The sequence below is a fragment of the Deinococcus detaillensis genome, from assembly GCF_007280555.1.
In the GTDB taxonomy this organism is placed as follows: Bacteria; Deinococcota; Deinococci; order Deinococcales; family Deinococcaceae; genus Deinococcus; species Deinococcus detaillensis.
The window spans coordinates 15,365-34,788 of sequence record NZ_VKDB01000030.1; the positions used below are offsets into that span (position 1 = coordinate 15,365).

Genomic DNA, 19,424 nt, shown 5'->3' on the forward strand with positions numbered 1-19,424 from the left:
GTCCGGCGTGGAAACCGTAGCCGTCGCCGCCGACCTTCACAATGTAGCCACCATTGGCCTTGACCTGGGCGGAACCAAACTCGCGGCCGGGCTGGTCAGGAACGGCAAGGTGCTTCGGCGACTCGAAACGCCGACGCCCCTGCACCTCGGCCCTTTACTCGATACCATCGAAAGCATGGTCAGCGACCTACAGGGCAGCGAGCAGCTGGCCATCGGTCTGGGTGTACCGGGTCCAGTGGTCAACGGTGAAACGACGTTCTTCTCGAATCTTCAAGGCCTGAACGACTCCAAGATCGAACAGGTGCTCGCTCAGCGTCTGGGGAGGCCAGTGGCTTTCGAAAACGACGCTAATCTCGCGGCGCTGGCCGAATCACGCTACGGCAGTGCACGCGGAACCCAGCACAGCGTCTACCTCACCTGGTCAACAGGGATAGGCTGCGGACTGATCCTGAATGGTGAGATTTTTTCCGGACGCACCGGTATGGCCGGTGAAGTCGGTCACACCCGAATGGGCTTCTCCGGCACCATGGACGGCAGCGGCACGCTCGGCACCCTTGAAGCTCAGGCCTGCGGCGCGGCACTGGCCCGGGACGCCAGCTTTGTGTACGGTCAGCCGACAAGTGTTCCGGCGATCTTTGAGAAGATGGCGGGCGGCGACGAGCGGGCAACGGACCTGATCAGAAACGCGGCGGCGTACCTGGGCCGCTTTCTCCATAACCTGCAATTGTTGCTCGATCCGGAAGTGGTGGTGCTCGGCGGAGGATTGATGACGCAGGCCAGTCTGCTGCTGCCAATGATCGAGACCGAACGCCGCAGAACTCGGGCGCTGCACGATTTCACGCCCTTGCGACTTTCGCATTTAGGTCCAGATGCTGGAATCGTGGGCGCCGCTGAATTCGCGTGTCAGGGCGACCACCAAGTCAGGGGGCGCTAAAGGGATTGCGTTCCCTTGTTGATATGAGCCTCTTGCCCTCAGCAAAGGAAGCAGGCGAGTTGCGGGCAAACAGATCTGCTTGGTGATGGAAGGAACAAAGACAAGAGCAAACGGGAAAAGACCCCATAAACGACCGCCAAAGCGGGTGCAAGGGCCTTTGAATTGGGCAAGCGCAGGCGTTAGCAGCAGCCACCCACTTCCCACAGACACTTGCCTGAGAAGTCGGCAGACACATCCATTGGAAGGTCATTCAGCAGCGTCGTCCAGTCGAACGGCTTCACCAGACGCATTGGAAGCGTAAGCGGCCTGAACCACCCTCAGGGCAGCGTAGCCGTCTTGCCAGGTCGCCCGGCCCGCGCCGCTTCCAGCGCAGACCTGAATAAAGTCGTCCAGCATCTTGGCGTTCAGGTCTTCGCCGTAGCCTGCCCACTGGTACGTGCCCTGCGTGACATTGAGGTGATCGGCGAACACATCGAGGCTGAGCATTCCCCGACTGGCCGTGACGTCCAGGCGCAGCTGTCCCCAGCGGGGATAACCTTGGGGGCGGCTCCAAGAGCAGTCGATAGTGGCGCTGGCCCCTGAAGCCAGGCGCAGGGTAATCAGCCCTGCAGCGTCAATGTCGGCGTGCTCCGGCAACACCCACTGCGGCACCGGGCGCAGCTGAGCGTAGACCTCAGTAGGGCGCTCCCCGACAAAACGCAGCAGATCAGCCAGATGCACGATGTGATCCATACCTGCTCCGCCGCCCGCTTGGGACGGGTCGCCGAACCACGGCTGCTCGTGATCGGGCGCGACGCTGTGATTGACGCCGCTGTAGGCCAAAACCTTACCGAGCTGACCCGCCCGCAGTTGCTCGGCGAGCGAGAGCGCCGCAGACGAAAACCGCGCCGGAAAGGCCGTGACAAACTGAACGCCCGCCGCTTCACAGGCCCGCCTCATGGCCTGAGCGTCGGCTTCGTTGGTGGCAATCGGCTTTTCGCAAAGCACGTGTGCGCCGCTGGCCGCCGCCAACTGCACCGGCCCTAGGCGCTTGGTGTTCACGGTGCAGACGATGACCCCGTGCGGACTGAGGGCCATGATTTCAGCGGCAGTCCTCTGCATTAAGCCGGTGCGCTGGGCAAACTCCTGAGCAACGTTTGGGTCATCCTCGGTGAATCCCAGTACCTCGGTGTCCTCCCGCTGTGAGAGCAGCGCGGCGTAGTGCTGGGCATGGACATGGGCGGCTCCCAGAAAGGCGATTCGGATCTTCATTTCCACCTCTGCGGCTTAACCGCTTTGCCGCTGTCCACCGACTGCTGAACAGCCTGACCCAGCGCCACGGCGGCCACCGCGTCGTCTGCACTGACCAAGAACGGCGTGCCGCCGCGCAGCGCCGCGTAGGCGTGACTGAGTTGATCACCGTAAGGATCGCCGTCCAAGGCAGGCAGCGTAGCGCCGAGTTGTCCCAGCAAAAGCGCTGGGCCATGCCGCCGCAGGGGAGCGGGGGCGTCAGAATTCCACTCTGCGGTTCCCAGCGTGCCCGCCACGTCCAGAGCTGTTCGGAAAACCCCTTCCGGCGCGGCCCAGCCTGCTTCGACGAGGCTGATGGCTCCCCCACTGTGGCTCAGCGTGGCCTGAACCATGACTTTGCCCGCCTGCCGGGTTTGGACGGCGTAGACCCGCTCCACATCGCCGGCGATCCAGCGGGCGTAATCCAGATCATGCACCATCAAGTCCATCGGCACGCCGCCGCTTTTTTCTTCATGCAGCAGCCAACTGCCCACCGTGGGCGGCGTGCTGACCCGGCTGAGGCGCAGCACGCGGGGTGCGCCGAAATCACCGCGCTCAAACCGCGCCTTGACCGCTCTGTACTGCGGGAAAAACCTCAGCACGTGCGCGACGAACAGCCGGACGCCGTTGGCCTCGCAGGCCCGCTGCATCTCCAGAGCGTCGGCAACACTCAGGGCCGCCGGCTTCTCGCAGATCACGTGGCACTCGGCCTCGGCGGCGGCCAGCGTCAATTCCCGGTGGGTGGGCGTCGGCGTACACACATCGACGACGTCCACCGCTGCCAGAAGGTCTTGAAGAGTGTCGTAGCCTTTCAGCCCGTGACGCTCACCCAAGGCCTTAGCGTGGCCGTCCAGCGCGAGGTTGGCCACGAGTGCGCCGGGGACGCGTTTCCAGGCCTCGGCGTGGGTCTGTCCCATCAGGCCAGCGCCGATCAGCCCGACCCTAAGGGTGCGCGGAGGGCGCGGCGCTTGCCCGGTCATTTCAGCGCCCCGCTGGTGATGCCGCTGACCAGTTGACGCGAGAAGACGGCGTAGAGCAACACCACCGGCACAATGGCCAGGGTGAGCGCGGCCAGTACCGCGTTGTAATCGTTGACGAACTGTCCCAAAAAGGCGCTGGCCCCCAGCACGATGGTTTTGGTCTGCTCACCGGGAGCCAGAATCAGGGGAAACCATAAGTCGTTCCAGATCGGCACCATGCTGATGGCCGTGACTGCGCCGAGCGCCGGACGGATCAGCGGCAAGATCAAGCTGTAAATGCGGTATTCGCTGGCCCCGTCGATCCGGGCCGCTTCCTTGAGGTCTCTGGGAACGCCGCGCATAAAGGAGCTGAGGATAAACACCGCCAGGGGAATGCCCTGCGCCGTGTAGACCAAGATCAGGGCCCAGAGTGTGTTGACCAGGTGGAACTTGACCATCAAGTCGAGGATGCCCACCGTGCCCAGCCGGATCGGAACCATGATGCCGATCGAGAGGTACAGCGCCAGCACAGTATTGAGCCGGAACGTGTACTCACTGAGGGCAAAGGCCGCCATGCTGCTCACCAACAAAATCAGGGCCAGCGAGCCGAGTGTCACGGTGAGACTGTTCAGAAAGTAAAGCGGGAAGTTGGCCGACTCGGTCAGTGTTTTGTAGCCGTCCAAGGTAAACGTCTCGGAGGTGGGCAGCGCGAACGGGTGCGCGAAAATCGTGGAGCGGTTCTTGAATGAATTCATGATGATCAGCACCGTGGGAAACACGGCAATCAAGCTGTAGATCATCAGGCCGAGGTGGGCAAACACCTGTGGTGGCCGCTTTTTCTGGGTCTGGATCACAGCGTCACCTCGGTCATGCGCCGCTGCCAGCCGAGCAGGTAAATCAGCAGCCCCACCAAGATCACGGCGAGCATCACGCCGGCCACCGCAGCGCCCATGTACGGATCGCCGGCCTGCAACTGATAGCCGAAAAAGGTTCGGTAAAACAATGTTCCCAAAATGTCCGAGGCGAAGTTCGGCCCGGCGAGTGCGCCCTGGACGGCGTAGATCAGATCGAAGGCGTTGAAGTTGCCGACAAAGGTCAGCACGCTGACGATCCCCACTGTGGGCAAAATCAGCGGCAACTGAATGCGGCGAAACACCGTCCATGTTCCGGCTCCGTCAAGCCGGGCGGCTTCGTAAAGCTCTTCGGGAATGCGGACAAGCGCGGCCAGAAAGAGCAGCATGGGAATGCCGATGTTTTGCCAGACGCTGATCAGGGAGAGCGTCCCCAGCGCCGTGGAGGCCAGGCCCAGCCAGGGCAGGTCTAAAGCCTCCAAGTGAAGCGGCTCAAGCAAACTGCGCTGCACGCCCCAGACGGGATTGAGGATCAGTTTCCAGGCAAAACCCACGATCACCACCGAAAGAACCGTGGGCGTGAAGATCAGCGTCCGGTAAAGGGGCGTGCCGCGCAGCTTCAAGCTGAGCAAAACGGCCAACAGCAGCCCGACTGGATTTTGCACCAGCATGTGGACGACGAAGAAGATGAAGTTATTTTTGAGGGCATTGAACAGCGGCTGGGCGTACAGCTCACTGCCCAGCAGCTTCTGGTAATTGGCCACGCCGACGAATGTCTGCACGCCGTCCACGCTGCTGTTCAAGGAAAGCCACAGCGAGGCCAGAATCGGGTAAATCATGATGACGCTGTAAATCAAGACGGCGGGCGCGAGGAACACCACCAGATGCAGTGGGAATGTTCGGCGGCGCGGGCGCGGGGCGCGGGACGGCTTGAGATCGGAAGTGAGCATTCGCCTCCTTGAGACTTGGAGAAGTGATCTGGCGGCGCAGGTTGAGCGGGCGGCACTGAACCGGGCCGTTCAAGACAACAAGCTGAAACACCAGGGCTTCCGAGTGTTCCAGCTTGAATCGGTGGGGAGCGCAAGTCAGGTCAAGGCCTGCGCAAAGACGCTGAGATCACTTGCCTTTCTGGGGGCCGTACCAAGACGCGAGGTTCTTTTGCACCATGTCGGCAGCGGCCTGGGCGCTCAGGCTGCCGTTCAGGAGCTGAGAGCTGGCGTTCCAGAGATCATTTTCGTTGTTGGGATTGGCGTTGCGCGAGAGAATCTGGTACGAGGAGCGGAAGCTCTTGCCGCACTGGTTGCGCCAGTTCAAGAACTCCTGAGCCACCGGATCTTTCAGGGTGTATTTGACGTTGGCCAGTGGGAAAAATCCTGGCAGGGCGTTGGCGTACAAGCTGGCGAACACGTCAGAGGCCACCCAATTGAGAAACGTCTTGGCGGACTCCTGATTTTTGCTGGCCGCGTTGATACCCATCGCGATGTCGGGCTGGTCGCTGATGACGCACTTCTGGCCGTTGATGCTGTACGGCGCAAAAGCCCCCAGCTCCATGTCGGGATTCATCTGGCGGAAGGTGCCGATATCCCAGCTGCCTGACGGATAGACCGCGCCGCGCCCCTGCGAAAAGAGGTTTTGCGCGTCTGGATAAGCCAGGGCCTGATAGCCGGGAGCCAGGTAAGGCTTCCATTTGGCCAGCGAAGTGAAAGCCGTCAAAAAGCCGCCTTTGTTGTACTGCGCTTTGCCGGAAATCAGTCCCTTGCGCCCCGTTTCGCCGCTCCAAGCGGTCGGCCCGATGTTCTGGTAGCCCATGGTCGCCGATTCCCACTGATCCTTGGTGCCCATCACCAGCGGCACGTACTTGCCATTTTGCTTGATTTTGTCCAGAGCCGCCAGGAACGCCGCTTCGGTCTTCGGAACACTCAGGCCGAGGTCACTGAACGCTTTTTTGTTGTACAGAAAGCCGTGAATCACCGACGCCATCGGCACGCAGAAGGTGGTCTTCCCATCGTCAGTCGACCAAGCCGCTTTGGAGACCGTATCGAAGTTCTTGATGCCCGGCAGGCTGTTGAGGTTGGTGAGCTGCTTGGCTTTGTAGAGTTCGAGACTCTGATCAAATGGGCGGCAGGTGATTAGGTCGCCCGCCGTGCCAGCCTTGATTTTGGCGGCCAGCACGGCGTTGTACTCGGTCGGAGCGCTGGGCGCAAACACCACATGAATGTCCGGATGCTGCTTTTCGAAGGCCGGAATAATGACGTCCCGCCAAATCTTGATGTCATCATTTCGCCAACTTTCGATGGTCAGGGTGGTTTTTTGAGCTTGGGCCAACCCAGCGCCTAGGGCAAGCAGAGAAGCAGTCAATAAAATCCCTTTCATAGCGACCTCCTAGAAAACAGCACCCATGGATTTTTGGTCAAATCCTACGGCAATGCAGCGCCATTCGTTTTGATGAGTCTGTGCTCTTAGATATACCGGTAGACGCCACCATTGTCAATTCGCGCTGTGCCAAGAACTTCAGGCATGCAAAGTCATTTCACCGCTTTTGCAGTTTCTTCAGGCAGCGAATTTTTGGTAGACTTGAATGTCTCGGTGGTCTGCTGTGTGCAAACTGGACGATCCTGATTGGAAGCCACTGATTCGCCTAACATGCTTCCAGAAGGCGGCCCTCCTCCGCGTGGATTGGTCGGCGCAGTGAACGTGCTCAAGGGGCTCAGACCTTCCAAGTCTGGATCTGCGTTTGGCAGTCTTGGACGCGCAAGCCTTCAGACGAACCGCTATCTTGGAGTTGCTCACATCACGAAACAGTTCGACTTCAGGAGGCCGACATGAACGAGGATCACCGAACCGTCTTGCCTTACGGCGCATGGCCTTCACCCATCACCGCCGACGCCATCACTGCTGGGAGCGTGGGGCTGGGCGGCGTCACGGTGGACGGGCCGGACGTGTACTGGCTTGAAAGCCGCTCCAATGAAGGCGGACGCAGCGTGCTGGTACGCCTCACGCCGGACGCAGCCGCCAGCGACGTCACGCCGCCGCCGTTCAATATCCGCAGCCGGGTTCACGAGTATGGCGGGCGCTGCCACGCTGTTCAGGACGGCACCGTCTATTTCAGCCACTTCGCCGACAACCGGCTTTACCAGCAGGTACAGGGTAAAAAGCCGCAGCCGATCACGCCGGAGTTGGAAGTGCGGTATGCCGATCTGGAAATTGATCTGTCGAGGGGCCGCTTGATCGCCGTCCGCGAAGACCACCGTGAGAATGACCGCGAAGCGCGTAACGAGCTGGTGGCCATCCAACTCGGTGGCCCCAACCTTGAAGGCGGCGTCGTCCTGGCAACTGGCGCGGACTTTTACGCCTCGCCGCGCCTGAGTCCCGACGGCCACCAACTCACCTGGGTGGAATGGAACCATCCGAACATGCCCTGGGACGAAACGCGCTTGATGCTGGCGCACATCGCGGCGGACGGCTCGCTCGGCGGCGTGCAACAGGTGGCGGGCGGCACGAACGAATCGGTGCAGGAGCCGCGCTGGTCGCCCGGTGGCGTGCTGCACTTCGTCTCGGACCGGAGCGGGTGGTGGAATCTCTACCGGCTGAAACCGGACGCGCAGGCCCTTTATCCGCTGGACGCCGAATTCAGCACTCCGCAGTGGCAATTCGGTTCCTCGAACTATGTTTTCCTGGCCGAGGAGCGGTTGATCTGCGCTTATCACCAAAAGGGCCGCACCCACTTGGCGCGTTTAGAACTTCGGGAGAGCGGCTGGCAGCTCAGCGAACTCGCTACGCCCTTCACCTCCGCTGCGGATTTGTATGTTCAAGGCCAGAGTGTGGTGCTGAGAGCGGGCGCACCGGACCGTGCGCCGTGCATTGCCCGTTTGAGTGTCAGCGGCGACGTCGAGATTTTGCATGAATCCTCGACCTTCACCTTGTCGCCTGCCGATTTGAGCGTGCCGGAAGCCGTCGAGTTTCCCACCGAGGGAGCAAAGACGTCCCACGCTTTTTTGTATCTGCCCCGCAACGCTGAGACGCGTGCGCCGGAGGGTGAAAAACCGCCGCTGCTGGTGATGATTCACGGCGGGCCGACCGGGGCCACCGACGCAGTGCTCGATCTCTCGGTGCAGTTCTGGACCAGCCGGGGCGTCGCGGTGCTGGACGTAAATTACGGCGGCTCCACCGGGTTCGGGCGGGCTTATCGGCAGCGGCTCAACGGCGAGTGGGGCGTGGTGGACGTGCAAGACTGCGTGAACGCGGCGCTTTACGTGGCGGAGCGCGGCGACGCCGACATTCACCGGCTGGCGATTACTGGAGGCAGCGCGGGCGGATACACCACCCTGTGTGCGCTGACGTTTTCTGACGTGTTCGCTGCCGGGGCCAGCCACTACGGGGTCAGCGACGCTGAAGCGCTGGCGCAAGACACCCACAAGTTCGAGAGCCGCTACCTCGACAGCATGATCGGTCCCTACCCCCAGGAAAAAGCCCGCTACCAAGCACGTTCACCGATTCATTTCACCGAGCAGCTTAGGCGTCCGGTGGTGTTTTTTCAGGGTCTAGAGGACAAGGTGGTGCCGCCGGATCAGGCGCGGAAGATGTTCGAGGCTGTGCGCTCACGCGGTTTGCCGACGGCATTGGTGGAATTTGAGGGCGAAGGGCACGGATTTCGCCGCGCCGAGAATATCAAGCGGGCACTCGAAGGAGAACTGGAATTTTACGGTCAGGTGTTCGGCTTCACGCCGTCAGGGATCACGCCTGGCCTGGACATTGTCCTGTCACCTTGAGTAGGCCCGCCGCGACCGCTCACCACGTCCGGAACGCCCGTTTCTGGTTGTTGCTTGTCACCGCGCCGCAAGAACTGGTTACGGCGGCTCAATTTTGATGACGGACACCCTCCTTGAGGCGTCGCTATCCTGAGACTTCGGGCAAACGCCGCTCGAAAACTTTTTGAAGTACTACCCAAGCAGCTGCCCTGCCGGTTTCCTCGCCACAATTGGGCGGGGAAAGGTGGGTGGGGCCTGACCGTAGGCCCGGCTGTAGCGTTCCCAACAGACCTGGGCGTCCTCAGTCCTGTTCAGTAAAGTGAGAAGGGAAATGAGCGCCTCATAGGCTTCAAACCGGTTGGGATCTATGGTCAGAATGCGGGTGTAGGCCATCTGGGCGCTCTGCCACTGGCCCGCAGCGGTCTGGATCTCCCCCGTTCTGAACAGCGCACGCAGGGCGAGTTCGCGCAGATAATCACGTTCCAACGCGTACCAGTCGGTAAACGGGTCGTCTTCCAGAAAGTCGCCCCGATACAGCTCCAGCGCCTGCGCGTAGCTGGCGACGGCATCCTCGCCGTGCTGCGTGTCTCCCTGCCGGACCAGCACTTCAAATGCCTGAACGTCTAGGTGAACAGGTATACCCGGCGCAAAACGGTACGCCCCACCATCACGCACCAGCACCTGTGTTCTGTCTCCTTCCGGCGGTTCCAGCACCTGCCGCAGGGCGTTCAGGGTGACGTGCAAGCGGGCCATCACTCGCTGCCCATAGGCCTCGCCGGGCCACAGCACCTCGCACAGTTCTTCCACCGTGACCGGACGGCCCCAGCGGGTAATCAGCAGCTTGAGCAGTTCGTGGGCTTGCCGCCGTTTGAAGTTGCGGGGCGAGAGGATCTGGCCCTGGCGGCGCACCCGGAACGCACCCAGCGTTTCAATCTCCAGCCAGGGCACAGGTGCGGGGTCGGGCCGCCCGGCGTCCAAATCAAGGGCGTGCGCGGCCAACCGGGTCATCCACAGCAGCGGTGCGGCGGCCTCGGTCAGCACCCCAGATGTCAGACTCTTGGAAAATTGGACGGTTTCCACGCCGATGACCTCGCCGCCGTGCCAGACCGGCAGGCAGACGGTCTGCACATCTCTGGGCTGGAGAGAGCAGTTCAGCTCGGCGTGTCCCGAAATCTGCACCAGACCGCGCAGGGCCGGGCAGCGCTCCGGACCGGGGCAGGGGTGAATCTGACCAGGATGGGTTTCCACCGCCGTGCCCTGCCGGGGATGCAGCGCCGCCCGGAGCGCAGAGGTGGCTTTCAGGTTTTCTTCGAGCAGCCCCAGCGCTCGCTCCTGTGGTGTGTGGCCCGATTGTACCCGCCCCAGCGTGCGCTCACTCAGGGAAGTCAGCACCGCGTATAAGCTGGCGGCCAGCAGCGGGGCGATCTGCTCCAGACGCTGCCGCGCCTGCTCCAGTTGTTCACCGTTCTGGGCCGCCAGATTCAATACGCCAATGACCGCGTGAGGCAGAACCAGCGGCACACTGACAAATGCGTGGTAGCCCAGCACCTTGACCCGCACGCGCAGAAAGCGGGGGTCACCCACCAGCTCGCTGCATTCCAGCGCTTCTCGCCCCTGGGCGGCGCGGCCTGGAAAACCTTCGCCGAAGCGGAAGACCGTGCGCTCGAAGAACGCCGAGTGATCCCCCCCGGAATAGCCGCTCAGAAACAGCGTGGTCTGCTGCGGATCGGCCAGAAACAACTCGGCCACGTCCATCCCCGTCGCCCGGCGCAGATCGGCCAGCAAGACCCGCACCACATGGAAAAACTGGCGCGGATCGCTGCTGAGCGTCCCTGCTGTCCAGCTCAGGGTTTGCATGAGTTGGCTGGGCATTCATACAGTATGGACGATGACACCTCAGAAGACTGTTTCATTCCCGTAAAAAGTCGTCAATGCCAGCTCATAGGGATTCCGATTAGAGCGTGTTCAGCGTCCGTGTGCTGGACGCGATTTAATCCGACCAACGGAAGTAGGACAAGGTACTGGTTCTGCGTTGTGGAAGTGCATCCCGCGCTTTTTGCGGGGTGTACTGGAATTAAGCGGAATCAGTATCACAGGGCCGAGGGAACGCGGCCCCACTTCACTCCGCCGTCCTTTTTCACAGGAATCTGGAAACCAAAAAAACCCTCTCGCTATGGAGAGGGAGGAGAGAAAGACCGTTAACTCGGCTTTTCTGCGCCCCGGCGTCCGTAGAACCACCAGTTCAGGCCCAGATTCAGCACGCAGAACACGGCCAGACCGTAGAAAAATCCCTTGACGTTGCCGCTGGCTGCCAGATTAAAACTGATCAGCATGCTGACGATGAACGGTCCGAAGGCAGCGATGGCCGCTGTCCAGCCGATCACGCCCGCGCTGTACGGCGGGTTGAAGATGACGGGCATCTGCCGGAACGTAGACGCGTTGCCGATGCCGCTGAAGAAGAAGATGGCGAGCATGGTGCCCACGAACATCGGGAAGCTGGTCAGATCGGTGGGGGTGACGAAAAAGGTCACCGCAACGGCGGAGATGCCCATGCCGATGGCGCTGATCGACGTGAGAATCGCGCCGCCCGTCTTGTCGGCAATCAAGCCGAACAGGACGCGCACCGCCGAGCCGATCAGCGGCCCCAGGAAGGCGAACTTCAGAGGCAGGGGCGCGTTCTCGAAGCCGCCGTACAGCGTCTTGATCAGCAGCGGAAAAGCGGCGGCCAGCCCACTGAAGGCCCCGAAGGTCATCATGTAGATGCTGGTCATGATCCAGGTGTGCTTGTCCCCGAAGATGGCGAGCTGCTCTTTCATGTTGGCCTTGATCGGTACGTTGCGGATCAGCAGCCAGCTCAGCACGGCAGCGGCAATCAGCCAGGGAATGTAGACCCATGAGGCGTTCTGAAGCCAGATGGTGCTGGTTTTCTCGGCAAAGACCCACTGCTCAGATTTGCTGCCCAGAAACCAGAACAGGTTGACGCCCACCACCCAGGGCGTCAGGAATTGCACCATCGACACGCCAAAATTGCCGATGCCTGCCTGAATACCCAGCGCCGTGCCCTGCATCTTCTTGGGAAAAAACAGGCTGGTGCTGGGCATGAATGAACTGAAATTGCCCCCACCCATGCCCGCCAGGAAGGCCAGCGATAGAAGCACCCAGAAGGGGGTCCCAGGATTCTGTACCGCCAGTCCCCAGCCCACCGCCGGAATCAGCAGGCCCAGCGTGGAGAGGGTCAGCGTGGTACGCGAACCGTAGACCGATACCAAAAACATATGGCGCAAGCGGGTCAGTCCCGCTGACAGTCCTGGCATGGCGGTCAGCCAGAACAGTTGGTCCTTGCTGAGGTTGAAGCCGATGTCGTTCAGGCGCACGACGATGGCCGACACCATGAACCACACTGCGAAGGCCAGCGTAAGGCCGAAGGTGGTCACCCACAGTGTGCGCCAGGCGCGGACCTTGCCCTCCCGCTCCCAGAAGACGGGATCATTGGGCGTCCATTCGGAGAGGTAAGCAGAGGACTGGTGTTTGGAAGATTCGGAGGTGGTCACACAGGCTCCTTGAAATCGCTGCTGGTTGCAACTGTTTTGAGCAGAAGGGATGTTATATAGACTCCGATTGAATCCCGCACAATGTGCGGATTCAATCCGACCAAAGGGAGAATGGGAAAGTACGGGTTCTGCTATATGGACGTGCAGGCGGCGCTTTCCCGACTGTGCGGGAATTTAGCGGAATCCGTATTATTCGCGTGGCTCGCGGGGAATCAGCCGCACCAGCCATAGCGTCAGGGTGGCCAGCAGCGCACTGCTCAGGGCGGCGGGCCACAGCAGGGCATATTCCTTGCCCAGAACGGCGTCCAGCGCCAGCATCAGGATGAACAGTTGAATGCTCCAGAAAATCAGGACGAAGGCCAGCAGCACGCCGACAATCAAGGTGCGCTGGGCATAGCGGGGGCGCGAGGAGCCGGTCAATGCCCTCCTCCTCCCACGGCCCAGATCTCGCCGTCTCGGATCTCCAGCTTGACCAGGCTCAGTCCCCGCTGCGGCGGCCCGGAGATCACGTCACCCGTCCGCGCATTGAAATAGCCCTCGTGGCAGGGGCATTCCAGCACCTTCTCGCGCGGTTCGTAATAGACAGCGCAGCCCAGGTGCGGGCATTTCTGGCCGTAGGAGCTGAAGGTGCCGTCCTCGTGACGCACCAGCAGCGAGTACTGGCCTTTCTGGGGGTATTCGAAGGCGCTGGAGGAGCCGGGTAGGAAGTCCTCCACCTTGCCGAGTCGCAGCGGCGGAACTTCCGGGACGGGCTGCGCGCCCACACTCGCCAGCCCGGCGATCAGTACCGTGCCGACGGCCATGCCTGCGCTGCTCAGGCCCAGGAAGCGGGTAAATTCGCGGCGCGAGACGTAATCGGTGGCGTCCCAGTCCACGCTGAAGTCGGTCTTCCAGTGCGGCGCATGATGCGGACCAGTTTTGGGCGGTTTGGGCGGGGTCATAAGCGGCCTCTCAGGGTCTGAGGCTGTTCCATCGGCAGCAGCTCCAGATGCGCGAAGGGATCGAGGTGGTCAAAGGCGTCCGGCTCAAAGCGGGCGTCCATGTGCGAGATCACGTCCATGTCCAGGCCCATCTCACCGTCGGGCAGCACCAGAAAAACCTTGGTGGTAATCGTCTGCGCGCCAAACTGGAAGGAGTTCTGGGGCTTGCCGCCCCGCCGCGACTGGAATTCCTCCAGCGTGCCATAAAACAGCGCCTCGGAAGGGCACACGCTGGCGCACATGGGTTTCTTGCCCACCGAGGTGCGGTCATAACACATGTCGCACTTGAGCATCTGGTCAATTTCCGGGTAGTAGCGCGGCACGCCGAAGGGGCAGGCGTTGACGCAGTTGGAACAGCCGATACAGCGCGGGGCCTGACTGCTCTGCACCACGCCGTCCTCGGTGCGCTTGATGGCGTCGGCGGGGCAGACGGCGGCGCAGGTGGGCAGATCACAGTGCATGCAGACCATCGGAGCCGTCTGGGTGGACGCGCCGCGCTCGATGTATTCCAGGTGGATCATGCTCTTGCCCTTGTGTGTGTCGCACTCGGAACACGCCTGCATGCACGCCTTGCAGCCGATACAGCGGATGGGATCAACGAAGAATCGGAAATCGCTCATCGGCGCAGCTCCTTACGACGCTCCGCCAGGTTGTAGCCAGCGGGCAGGTTCTTCTCAGTACGGGAACTCAGGAATTGGGTGCGCTCGCCCTCGGCCTGTTCCTCCGGCGAGGCGAGGCGCACACGGCAGGCCGACACCTTGTATTCAGGAATCTTGGAGATGGGGTCCAGCGCACGTTGCGTGAGCAGGTTGGCGCTTTGCTTGCCGCCCCAGTGATAGGCCATGAACACCGTATCGGGCCGGATGGTGTTGACCACATTGGCCTGAATGATGACCTCACCTCGCCGCGTCTGGATCGTCACCCAGTCGTCGGTCTTGATCTTCAATTGCTTCGCCATGCGGGGGTGCAGTTCCAGCTTGGGATGCGGGAACTGATCCACCAGCGGCCCGATGCGCCGGGTCTGCGAGCCGCTGAGATACTGGCTGACCACCCGGCCCGTGGTGAACCAGATTGGATATTCGTCGTCCACGACTTCGGCACTCTCACGCCAGTTGACCGCGTTGAAGTGCGCCTTGCCGTCGGGGTGATAGAACTTGCCGCCCTCGTACAACCGGGGTGTGCCGGGATGACGGTCATCCAGGTGCTCGCTGTGCATGGTGACTTTGCCCTCATCGGTGGTCTGCGGACAGGGCCAGAAAATGCCCTGGGTATCCACGATCTTTTCCCAGGTGATGCCGCTGTAGTCGGCAGTGCCACCACGCGAGGCCAGCCGCAATTCGTTGAAGATTTCCTGGGTGTTGTTGAACTGGAAGTATTTGCCCCGGCCCAAGCGGCCCGCGATATCCAGCAGAATTTCCCAGTCGCGCCTCGCCTCGCCGGGCGGGGTCACGGGCGCGTTGATCTTGATGACGCGGCCCTCGCCACTGGTGGTGGTGCCCTCGTCCTCTTCCTGCAAGCTGCCCGGCAGCACGATGTCGGCGTGTTGAGCGGTCTCCGAGAGGAAGAAGTCGATCACGCTGTAGTGTTCGAGCTTGTTGAGCGCCTCGCGGTTGAAATTGGCATCTGGCAGCGAGACGAGTGGGTTGAAGCAAATGCTCAGCAATCCCTTGATCTTGCCCTCGTGAATCTCGTTGAGGATTTCCTGCGCGGTAATGCCCTTGCCGGGCAGTTCCTCGTCGGTGATGCCCCACACCTCGCAGATGTACTTGCGGTGTTCGGGGTTGGTGATGTCGCGGTTGCCGGGCAACTGATCGCACTTGTGGCCGTGTTCGCGCCCGCCCTGGCCGTTGCCCTGCCCTGTAATCGTGGAGTGGCCGCAGCCCGGCTTGCCGATCTTGCCCGTCGCCAGCGCGAGGTTGGCGCAGGACATCACGTTCTCCACGCCCTTGACCTGATGTTCCAGGCCGCGGGCGTGCAGGATCATGCCGGTCTCGGCCTCGCCGTACCAGCGGGCGGCCTGCTCGATCTTGGCGGCAGGAACCCCGGTAATTTCGGCAGCCCACTTGGGGGTGGCGTCGGCCACTGCGGCGCGGACGTCGCCGAAGCCGGTGGTGTGCGCCTCAATAAATGCCTCGTCGGTCAGACCGTCGCGGATGATGACGTGCAGCATGGACATCAGCAGGGCACTGTCGCTGCCGCAGCGCAGCGGGAGATACAGGTCTGCGGTGCGGGCCATCGGCACCATGCGCGGATCGGCGTAGATGATTTTCGCGCCCTTGTCTCTCGCCCGCCAGATGTAGTCCGTGGTGATCGGAAAGCACTCGGCGATGTTGGTGCCGATGATGAAGATGACCTTGGCCTCGGTGATGTCTTCCCAGTGGTTGCTGGCGCGGTCTATGCCATACGCCTTCTTGTTGCCCGCACCCGCCGAGACCATGCACAGGCGTCCGTTGTAGTCCAGATTGGCCGTTTGCAGCGCCAGCCGGGCGAACTTGCCCACCAGATAACTCTTCTCGTTGGTCAACGAGACGCCCGACAGCATGGCGAAACTGTTCCGGCCGTACTTGGCCTGAATCTCCTGAATCTTGGTGACGGTTTCGCTCAGCGCCTCGTCCCAGGTGATCTGCTGATAGCCGTGCTCGGTGCGGCGCATCGGGTGGAGCAACCTGTCTGGGTGCGAGCCTTGCAGGTAGCGCTTGATGCCCTTGGGGCACAGCTTGCCCTTGTTGAAGGGAAAGTCGTAGCGCGGCTCAAAACCTACAATCGCGTTGTTCTTGACCTTCAACTTGATGCCGCACTGCTGGCCGCAAAAGCAGCAATGGGTGTCCACCAGCGCGTCGTAATCTTCAACGCTGCTGAAGCCGCCGGGCGGCGCGTAGTGCAGCGTGGGGCCGTAGGTGTCCAGAAACTCTTCCTGAGAAAAGGGTGGCTTGACCATTACATGAACTCCTTGCCCGTGGCCCGGAACTGGTTCAGGGTCAGCAGCTTGCGGCGGCAACTGGGGCACAGGTTCTGCCAGTTGCCCACCTGCGAATGGGTGTAATCCAGGCCCAGATCGGGCAGGATGGTTTTAAGGTCATCTTGCTGCATCTGGCTCATGTATTCGGTGTCGCAGCGGGCGCATTTGGCCTGCGGGCCATTGGCTCCGGCGGCTTTGTAGAACCACACGCCAACGTTGGCGATGCGCTGGAAAATGTGGAAGAACTTCCCGAACGGCAGGTACAGCAGCCACAGGTACACGGTGACGGCGTGGGTGGTGGTGATCCAGTAGTAGAACTTGCCGTCCAGGAACAGGTTGGAGGCGGTCAGCATCATGCCGGTCACGGACACCGCGAACAGCAGGATCAGCGGCAGGATGTCGTTGTCGAAGCGCTGCGTGGCCAGTTCGGCCTCGTCCTTGATGCGCCGCCCCAGCACCAGCGCAATGCCGCCCAGGCACAGCACGGCGGCCACGTTCAGCCCGTGCATGATCAGCCAGCCCAGCGCACTTCGGGCCGGGAAGGTGAAGAAGTCCAGCCGTTGCCCCATCAGCACGATCATGTAATCGCTGGGTTTGGTAAAGTCGCTTTCAAAGCGCAGCCAGCCGAAGGTCAGCGGAAAGGTGATCAAAATGGCGATGATGCAGCCCCAGAAGATCAACTGGTGCGCCAGCCAGCGTTTGCGCGAGCGCCTGCGGATAAAGCGCTGCTCAATCATCTTTTCCCAACCCGCCTTAAAGAACAGACCCATGTTGTGCAGGCGATGGCCCGGCTGCCAGAACAGTTGCCAGCCGCGTTTCCAGTACATGCGGGTGGGCGGGCGCTGGAGCCACACCACGTAGCGGTAGACCACCCCGAACAGCGCGAAGATGGTGGCGAAGCAGTATCCGGCCAGCGCTCCGTCAAAGCCGTGGAAGCGCTGAGAGCCGAAATACACGGCGATAGTCAACATTGTGGCGAAGGTCAGGCCGTACAGCAGTCCCCGGCGATCCAGGGTCACGTCCATCACCGGGACCCGCACGGGTTCGGTGTCGCGCCGAGGCGGCAGCGCGGGCGGCGAAGGATTAAGCATGATTCTCCTTGTGGTCAGACCCTGTGTTGTCAGGAACGGCAGCAAGAACGCTGGGCAAGTCCCGCAGATCGCCCACGAGTTGCTCGGCCCCGTCGTGCAGGGATTTGAGGCGGCCCTGCCAGATGCCCCCAGCCGTGCGCCACAGCGTCATGACGTACTGGGGCCGACGGCTTTGCGGTTCACGCTCTGCGGAAAGGTCTGCCATGCAGGGAGTGTGCGGTGGAGCACTTACAAGTGACTAACAGAGATAAATCTGCCCGGTGGCCCCTCACTTCGTTTGTTAACCGCTTGTAAGTGGGCGCGGCCAACATGCGGCTAGCCCTCCCGCGTGTTTCAGCACTGGCAGCGGGAAGACGGAGGTTTCCCCGAAATGACCACTCCCCACAGTTCCGTCCCCACCCCTGCCGATGCCAGCGCTTCCCGCCGCGTGCTGACCCTGTCCACGGTGGCCTTCACGCTGATGTTCGCCGTGTGGCTGATGTTCGGCATCCTGGGTCTGCCCATTCGCCAGGAGTTCGGGCTGAGCGACGTGCAACTGTCCTGGCTCTCGGCGGTGGCGGTGCTGAACGGCTCGCTGTGGCGGCTGCCTGCGGGCATCATCACCGACCGCCTCGGCGGACGCCGCGTCATAGGCGCGATGCTGCTCTTGACCGCCGTTCCCGCCTTCCTGATCGCCCATGTGCAGAGTTATCCGGCGCTGCTGGGGCTGGCCTTTTTAGTGGGCTTCGCCGGGAACAGCTTCTCGGTGGGCGTGGCCTGGAACAGCGTGTGGTTCCCGCGCACCCGGCAGGGCGCAGCGCTCGGCGTGTTCGGGGCCGGAAATGTGGGGGCCAGCGTCACCAAGTTCATCGGCCCGGCCCTGATCGTGGCGATTCCAGCGGCGGGGCTGCTGGGCGGCTTCATCCCTGGCGGCTGGCGGGCCATTCCCTTTCTGTACGGCGTGCTGCTGGTCCTGATGGGGCTGGCCGTCCTGATCTTCGCGCCCCATCAAGACCGGACGCCCGGTCAAGGCCGTCCGCTCCGGGAGATGCTCGCGCCGCTGCACAGTACGCGGGTGTGGCGTTTCGGGCTGTATTACGTGGTGTTCTTCGGGGCGTACGTGGCCCTGTCGGCCTGGATGCCCAAATACTACGTGGACGTGTTCGGCCTGCCGCTCTACGAGGCAGCGCTGCTGACCGCGCTGTTCATCTTCCCAGCCAGCCTGCTGCGTCCGCTGGGAGGGTATCTCTCAGACCGCTACGGGGCGCGGGCGGCGACGTACGGGGCCTTCGGGCTGATGGCCCTGGCCTTACTGGTCATGAGTATGCCGAGCGGCCACATCGTCCTGTACATGCCCGCTGCGGACGGCGCAACCGTCACCCGCGACGTGATGCACTTCACGCTGGGCGTGTGGCCGTTCACGGCCTTGCTGTTCGTGGTGGGGGTGGCGATGGGTATCGGCAAGGCGTCGGTGTACAAGCACATTCCCGAATACTTTCCCCGCGATGTGGGCGCAGTGGGCGGCCTGGTGGGCATGCTGGGCGGTCTGGGCGGCTTCTTCCTGACGCCTCTGTTTGCCTACGCCAAGTCCGCGACAGGCTTTCCGCAGAGTACCTTTATTGTCGTGCTGCTCATTACATTGCTTGCCCTGGCCTGGATGCACCTGAGCATCATGCAGATGATGAACCGCGCTGCACCACACCTGCAAGACCGCATCGAGGCCCACCCATGACTGCCCTCATCGGGTCTGTGTCTCGGCTGGACGAGTTGCTGGCCTGAAGTGTCGCGCTGCACAACCACCTGTGTCCCCGTCAGATTCTCGGCGCACGCATGGGCCTGCTGGCCGGGCAGGCGCTAGCTGTACTTTGGGGATATTCAGAATGAGGGGCCGGGGCGGGATGTGCGATGCTAGCCCGTGCGATGACGCATTCATTCCCTCGTTGGACGCGGCACTTCCCGACATGGTTCGCTCCGTTCCATGAGACCTTTCGACACCGCTCGCAGTGGACGTGGGCCCCTATCTATCTGCAGGGATTGTGCAGTTCAGCACCCCGAAAAAGCATGCAACCGCTGGCGGCGACGGTCGCCCCTGGCAAAGATGAT

General features: G+C 61.9%; 17 protein-coding genes. 4 read left to right on the forward strand and 13 right to left on the reverse strand.

Annotation, left to right across the window (positions count from 1 at the left end; genetic code table 11):
* Positions 1-7 precede the first annotated feature (7 nt).
* Positions 8-934, forward strand: coding sequence for an ROK family protein (locus FNU79_RS16670; protein WP_185974773.1), 927 nt, complete (start codon positions 8-10; stop codon positions 932-934).
* Between the two features lie 246 nt (positions 935-1,180).
* Here FNU79_RS16670 and FNU79_RS16675 read toward each other — a convergent pair whose 3' ends face one another.
* The 5 genes from FNU79_RS16675 to FNU79_RS16695 all read right to left on the reverse strand — a co-directional run bounded on the left by FNU79_RS16675 (position 1,181) and on the right by FNU79_RS16695 (position 6,386).
* Positions 1,181-2,185: a Gfo/Idh/MocA family protein gene (locus FNU79_RS16675; protein WP_143721929.1), complete on the reverse strand. Its 1,005-nt coding sequence runs from the start codon at positions 2,183-2,185 to the stop codon at positions 1,181-1,183.
* Positions 2,182-3,183 (reverse strand): Gfo/Idh/MocA family protein, encoded by a 1,002-nt coding sequence (locus FNU79_RS16680; RefSeq protein ID WP_143721930.1) that lies wholly within the window; start codon positions 3,181-3,183, stop codon positions 2,182-2,184. Before FNU79_RS16680 ends, FNU79_RS16675 begins: the two co-directional genes overlap by 4 nt.
* Positions 3,180-4,016, reverse strand: coding sequence for a carbohydrate ABC transporter permease (locus FNU79_RS16685; protein ID WP_225430139.1), 837 nt, complete (start codon positions 4,014-4,016; stop codon positions 3,180-3,182). Before FNU79_RS16685 ends, FNU79_RS16680 begins: the two co-directional genes overlap by 4 nt.
* Entirely contained in the window at positions 4,013-4,963 is a 951-nt protein-coding gene (locus tag FNU79_RS16690; protein ID WP_124875284.1) for a carbohydrate ABC transporter permease, read from the reverse strand. The genes FNU79_RS16685 and FNU79_RS16690 overlap by 4 nt, the downstream gene beginning before the upstream one ends.
* Before the next feature lie 166 nt (positions 4,964-5,129).
* Positions 5,130-6,386 carry an ABC transporter substrate-binding protein gene (locus FNU79_RS16695; protein WP_124875286.1) on the reverse strand — a complete coding sequence of 419 codons (1,257 nt, stop codon included), beginning with the start codon at positions 6,384-6,386 and terminating at the stop codon, positions 5,130-5,132.
* 449 nt (positions 6,387-6,835) lie between these two features.
* On the opposite strand from FNU79_RS16695, the gene FNU79_RS16700 reads away from it, so the two are divergent.
* Complete coding sequence (locus tag FNU79_RS16700) at positions 6,836-8,782, forward strand: S9 family peptidase (protein ID WP_143721931.1); 1,947 nt, start codon at positions 6,836-6,838, stop codon at positions 8,780-8,782.
* Positions 8,783-8,953: 171 nt separating this feature from the next.
* Here the strand turns inward: FNU79_RS16700 and FNU79_RS16705 are convergent, their stop codons facing one another.
* From FNU79_RS16705 to FNU79_RS16740, 8 genes are all read right to left on the reverse strand, one after another.
* On the reverse strand, positions 8,954-10,633 hold the full coding sequence (locus tag FNU79_RS16705; RefSeq protein ID WP_143721932.1) for a BTAD domain-containing putative transcriptional regulator: 1,680 nt from the start codon (positions 10,631-10,633) through the stop codon (positions 8,954-8,956).
* A gap of 326 nt (positions 10,634-10,959) precedes the next feature.
* Positions 10,960-12,312: an MFS transporter gene (locus FNU79_RS16710; protein WP_143721933.1), complete on the reverse strand. Its 1,353-nt coding sequence runs from the start codon at positions 12,310-12,312 to the stop codon at positions 10,960-10,962.
* A gap of 189 nt (positions 12,313-12,501) precedes the next feature.
* On the reverse strand, positions 12,502-12,732 hold the full coding sequence (locus FNU79_RS16715; RefSeq protein ID WP_143721934.1) for a DUF6755 family protein: 231 nt from the start codon (positions 12,730-12,732) through the stop codon (positions 12,502-12,504).
* A complete protein-coding gene (locus FNU79_RS16720) occupies positions 12,729-13,253 on the reverse strand; it encodes a QcrA and Rieske domain-containing protein (RefSeq protein ID WP_143721935.1) in 525 nt (174 codons plus the stop codon). The genes FNU79_RS16715 and FNU79_RS16720 overlap by 4 nt, the downstream gene beginning before the upstream one ends.
* Positions 13,250-13,912, reverse strand: coding sequence for a 4Fe-4S dicluster domain-containing protein (locus FNU79_RS16725; protein WP_143721936.1), 663 nt, complete (start codon positions 13,910-13,912; stop codon positions 13,250-13,252). The genes FNU79_RS16720 and FNU79_RS16725 overlap by 4 nt, the downstream gene beginning before the upstream one ends.
* Positions 13,909-16,230: a molybdopterin oxidoreductase family protein gene (locus FNU79_RS16730; RefSeq protein WP_143721937.1), complete on the reverse strand. Its 2,322-nt coding sequence runs from the start codon at positions 16,228-16,230 to the stop codon at positions 13,909-13,911. The genes FNU79_RS16725 and FNU79_RS16730 overlap by 4 nt, the downstream gene beginning before the upstream one ends.
* Complete coding sequence (locus tag FNU79_RS16735) at positions 16,230-17,342, reverse strand: respiratory nitrate reductase subunit gamma (protein ID WP_143721938.1); 1,113 nt, start codon at positions 17,340-17,342, stop codon at positions 16,230-16,232. The genes FNU79_RS16730 and FNU79_RS16735 overlap by 1 nt, the downstream gene beginning before the upstream one ends.
* Positions 17,335-17,547 (reverse strand): hypothetical protein, encoded by a 213-nt coding sequence (locus FNU79_RS16740; protein WP_143721939.1) that lies wholly within the window; start codon positions 17,545-17,547, stop codon positions 17,335-17,337. Before FNU79_RS16740 ends, FNU79_RS16735 begins: the two co-directional genes overlap by 8 nt.
* 165 nt (positions 17,548-17,712) lie before the next feature.
* On the opposite strand from FNU79_RS16740, the gene FNU79_RS16745 reads away from it, so the two are divergent.
* Complete coding sequence (locus tag FNU79_RS16745) at positions 17,713-19,053, forward strand: MFS transporter (RefSeq protein ID WP_143721940.1); 1,341 nt, start codon at positions 17,713-17,715, stop codon at positions 19,051-19,053.
* 188 nt (positions 19,054-19,241) lie between these two features.
* On the forward strand, positions 19,242-19,424 hold a 183-nt coding region (locus FNU79_RS19830), incomplete at its 3' end, for a transposase (protein ID WP_225430140.1).

Coding starts and splice junctions, on each gene's coding strand:
- FNU79_RS16675 (WP_143721929.1), bottom strand. CDS start 2,185: ATGAAGATCCGAATCGCCTTTCTGGGAGCCGCCCATGTCCATGCCCAG.
- FNU79_RS16695 (WP_124875286.1), bottom strand. CDS start 6,386: ATGAAAGGGATTTTATTGACTGCTTCTCTGCTTGCCCTAGGCGCTGGG.
- FNU79_RS16690 (WP_124875284.1), bottom strand. CDS start 4,963: ATGCTCACTTCCGATCTCAAGCCGTCCCGCGCCCCGCGCCCGCGCCGC.
- FNU79_RS16680 (WP_143721930.1), bottom strand. CDS start 3,183: ATGACCGGGCAAGCGCCGCGCCCTCCGCGCACCCTTAGGGTCGGGCTG.
- FNU79_RS16705 (WP_143721932.1), bottom strand. CDS start 10,633: ATGCCCAGCCAACTCATGCAAACCCTGAGCTGGACAGCAGGGACGCTC.
- FNU79_RS16725 (WP_143721936.1), bottom strand. CDS start 13,912: ATGAGCGATTTCCGATTCTTCGTTGATCCCATCCGCTGTATCGGCTGC.
- FNU79_RS16700 (WP_143721931.1), top strand. CDS start 6,836: ATGAACGAGGATCACCGAACCGTCTTGCCTTACGGCGCATGGCCTTCA.
- FNU79_RS16740 (WP_143721939.1), bottom strand. CDS start 17,547: ATGGCAGACCTTTCCGCAGAGCGTGAACCGCAAAGCCGTCGGCCCCAG.
- FNU79_RS16730 (WP_143721937.1), bottom strand. CDS start 16,230: ATGGTCAAGCCACCCTTTTCTCAGGAAGAGTTTCTGGACACCTACGGC.
- FNU79_RS16745 (WP_143721940.1), top strand. CDS start 17,713: ATGACCACTCCCCACAGTTCCGTCCCCACCCCTGCCGATGCCAGCGCT.
- FNU79_RS16720 (WP_143721935.1), bottom strand. CDS start 13,253: ATGACCCCGCCCAAACCGCCCAAAACTGGTCCGCATCATGCGCCGCAC.
- FNU79_RS16735 (WP_143721938.1), bottom strand. CDS start 17,342: ATGCTTAATCCTTCGCCGCCCGCGCTGCCGCCTCGGCGCGACACCGAA.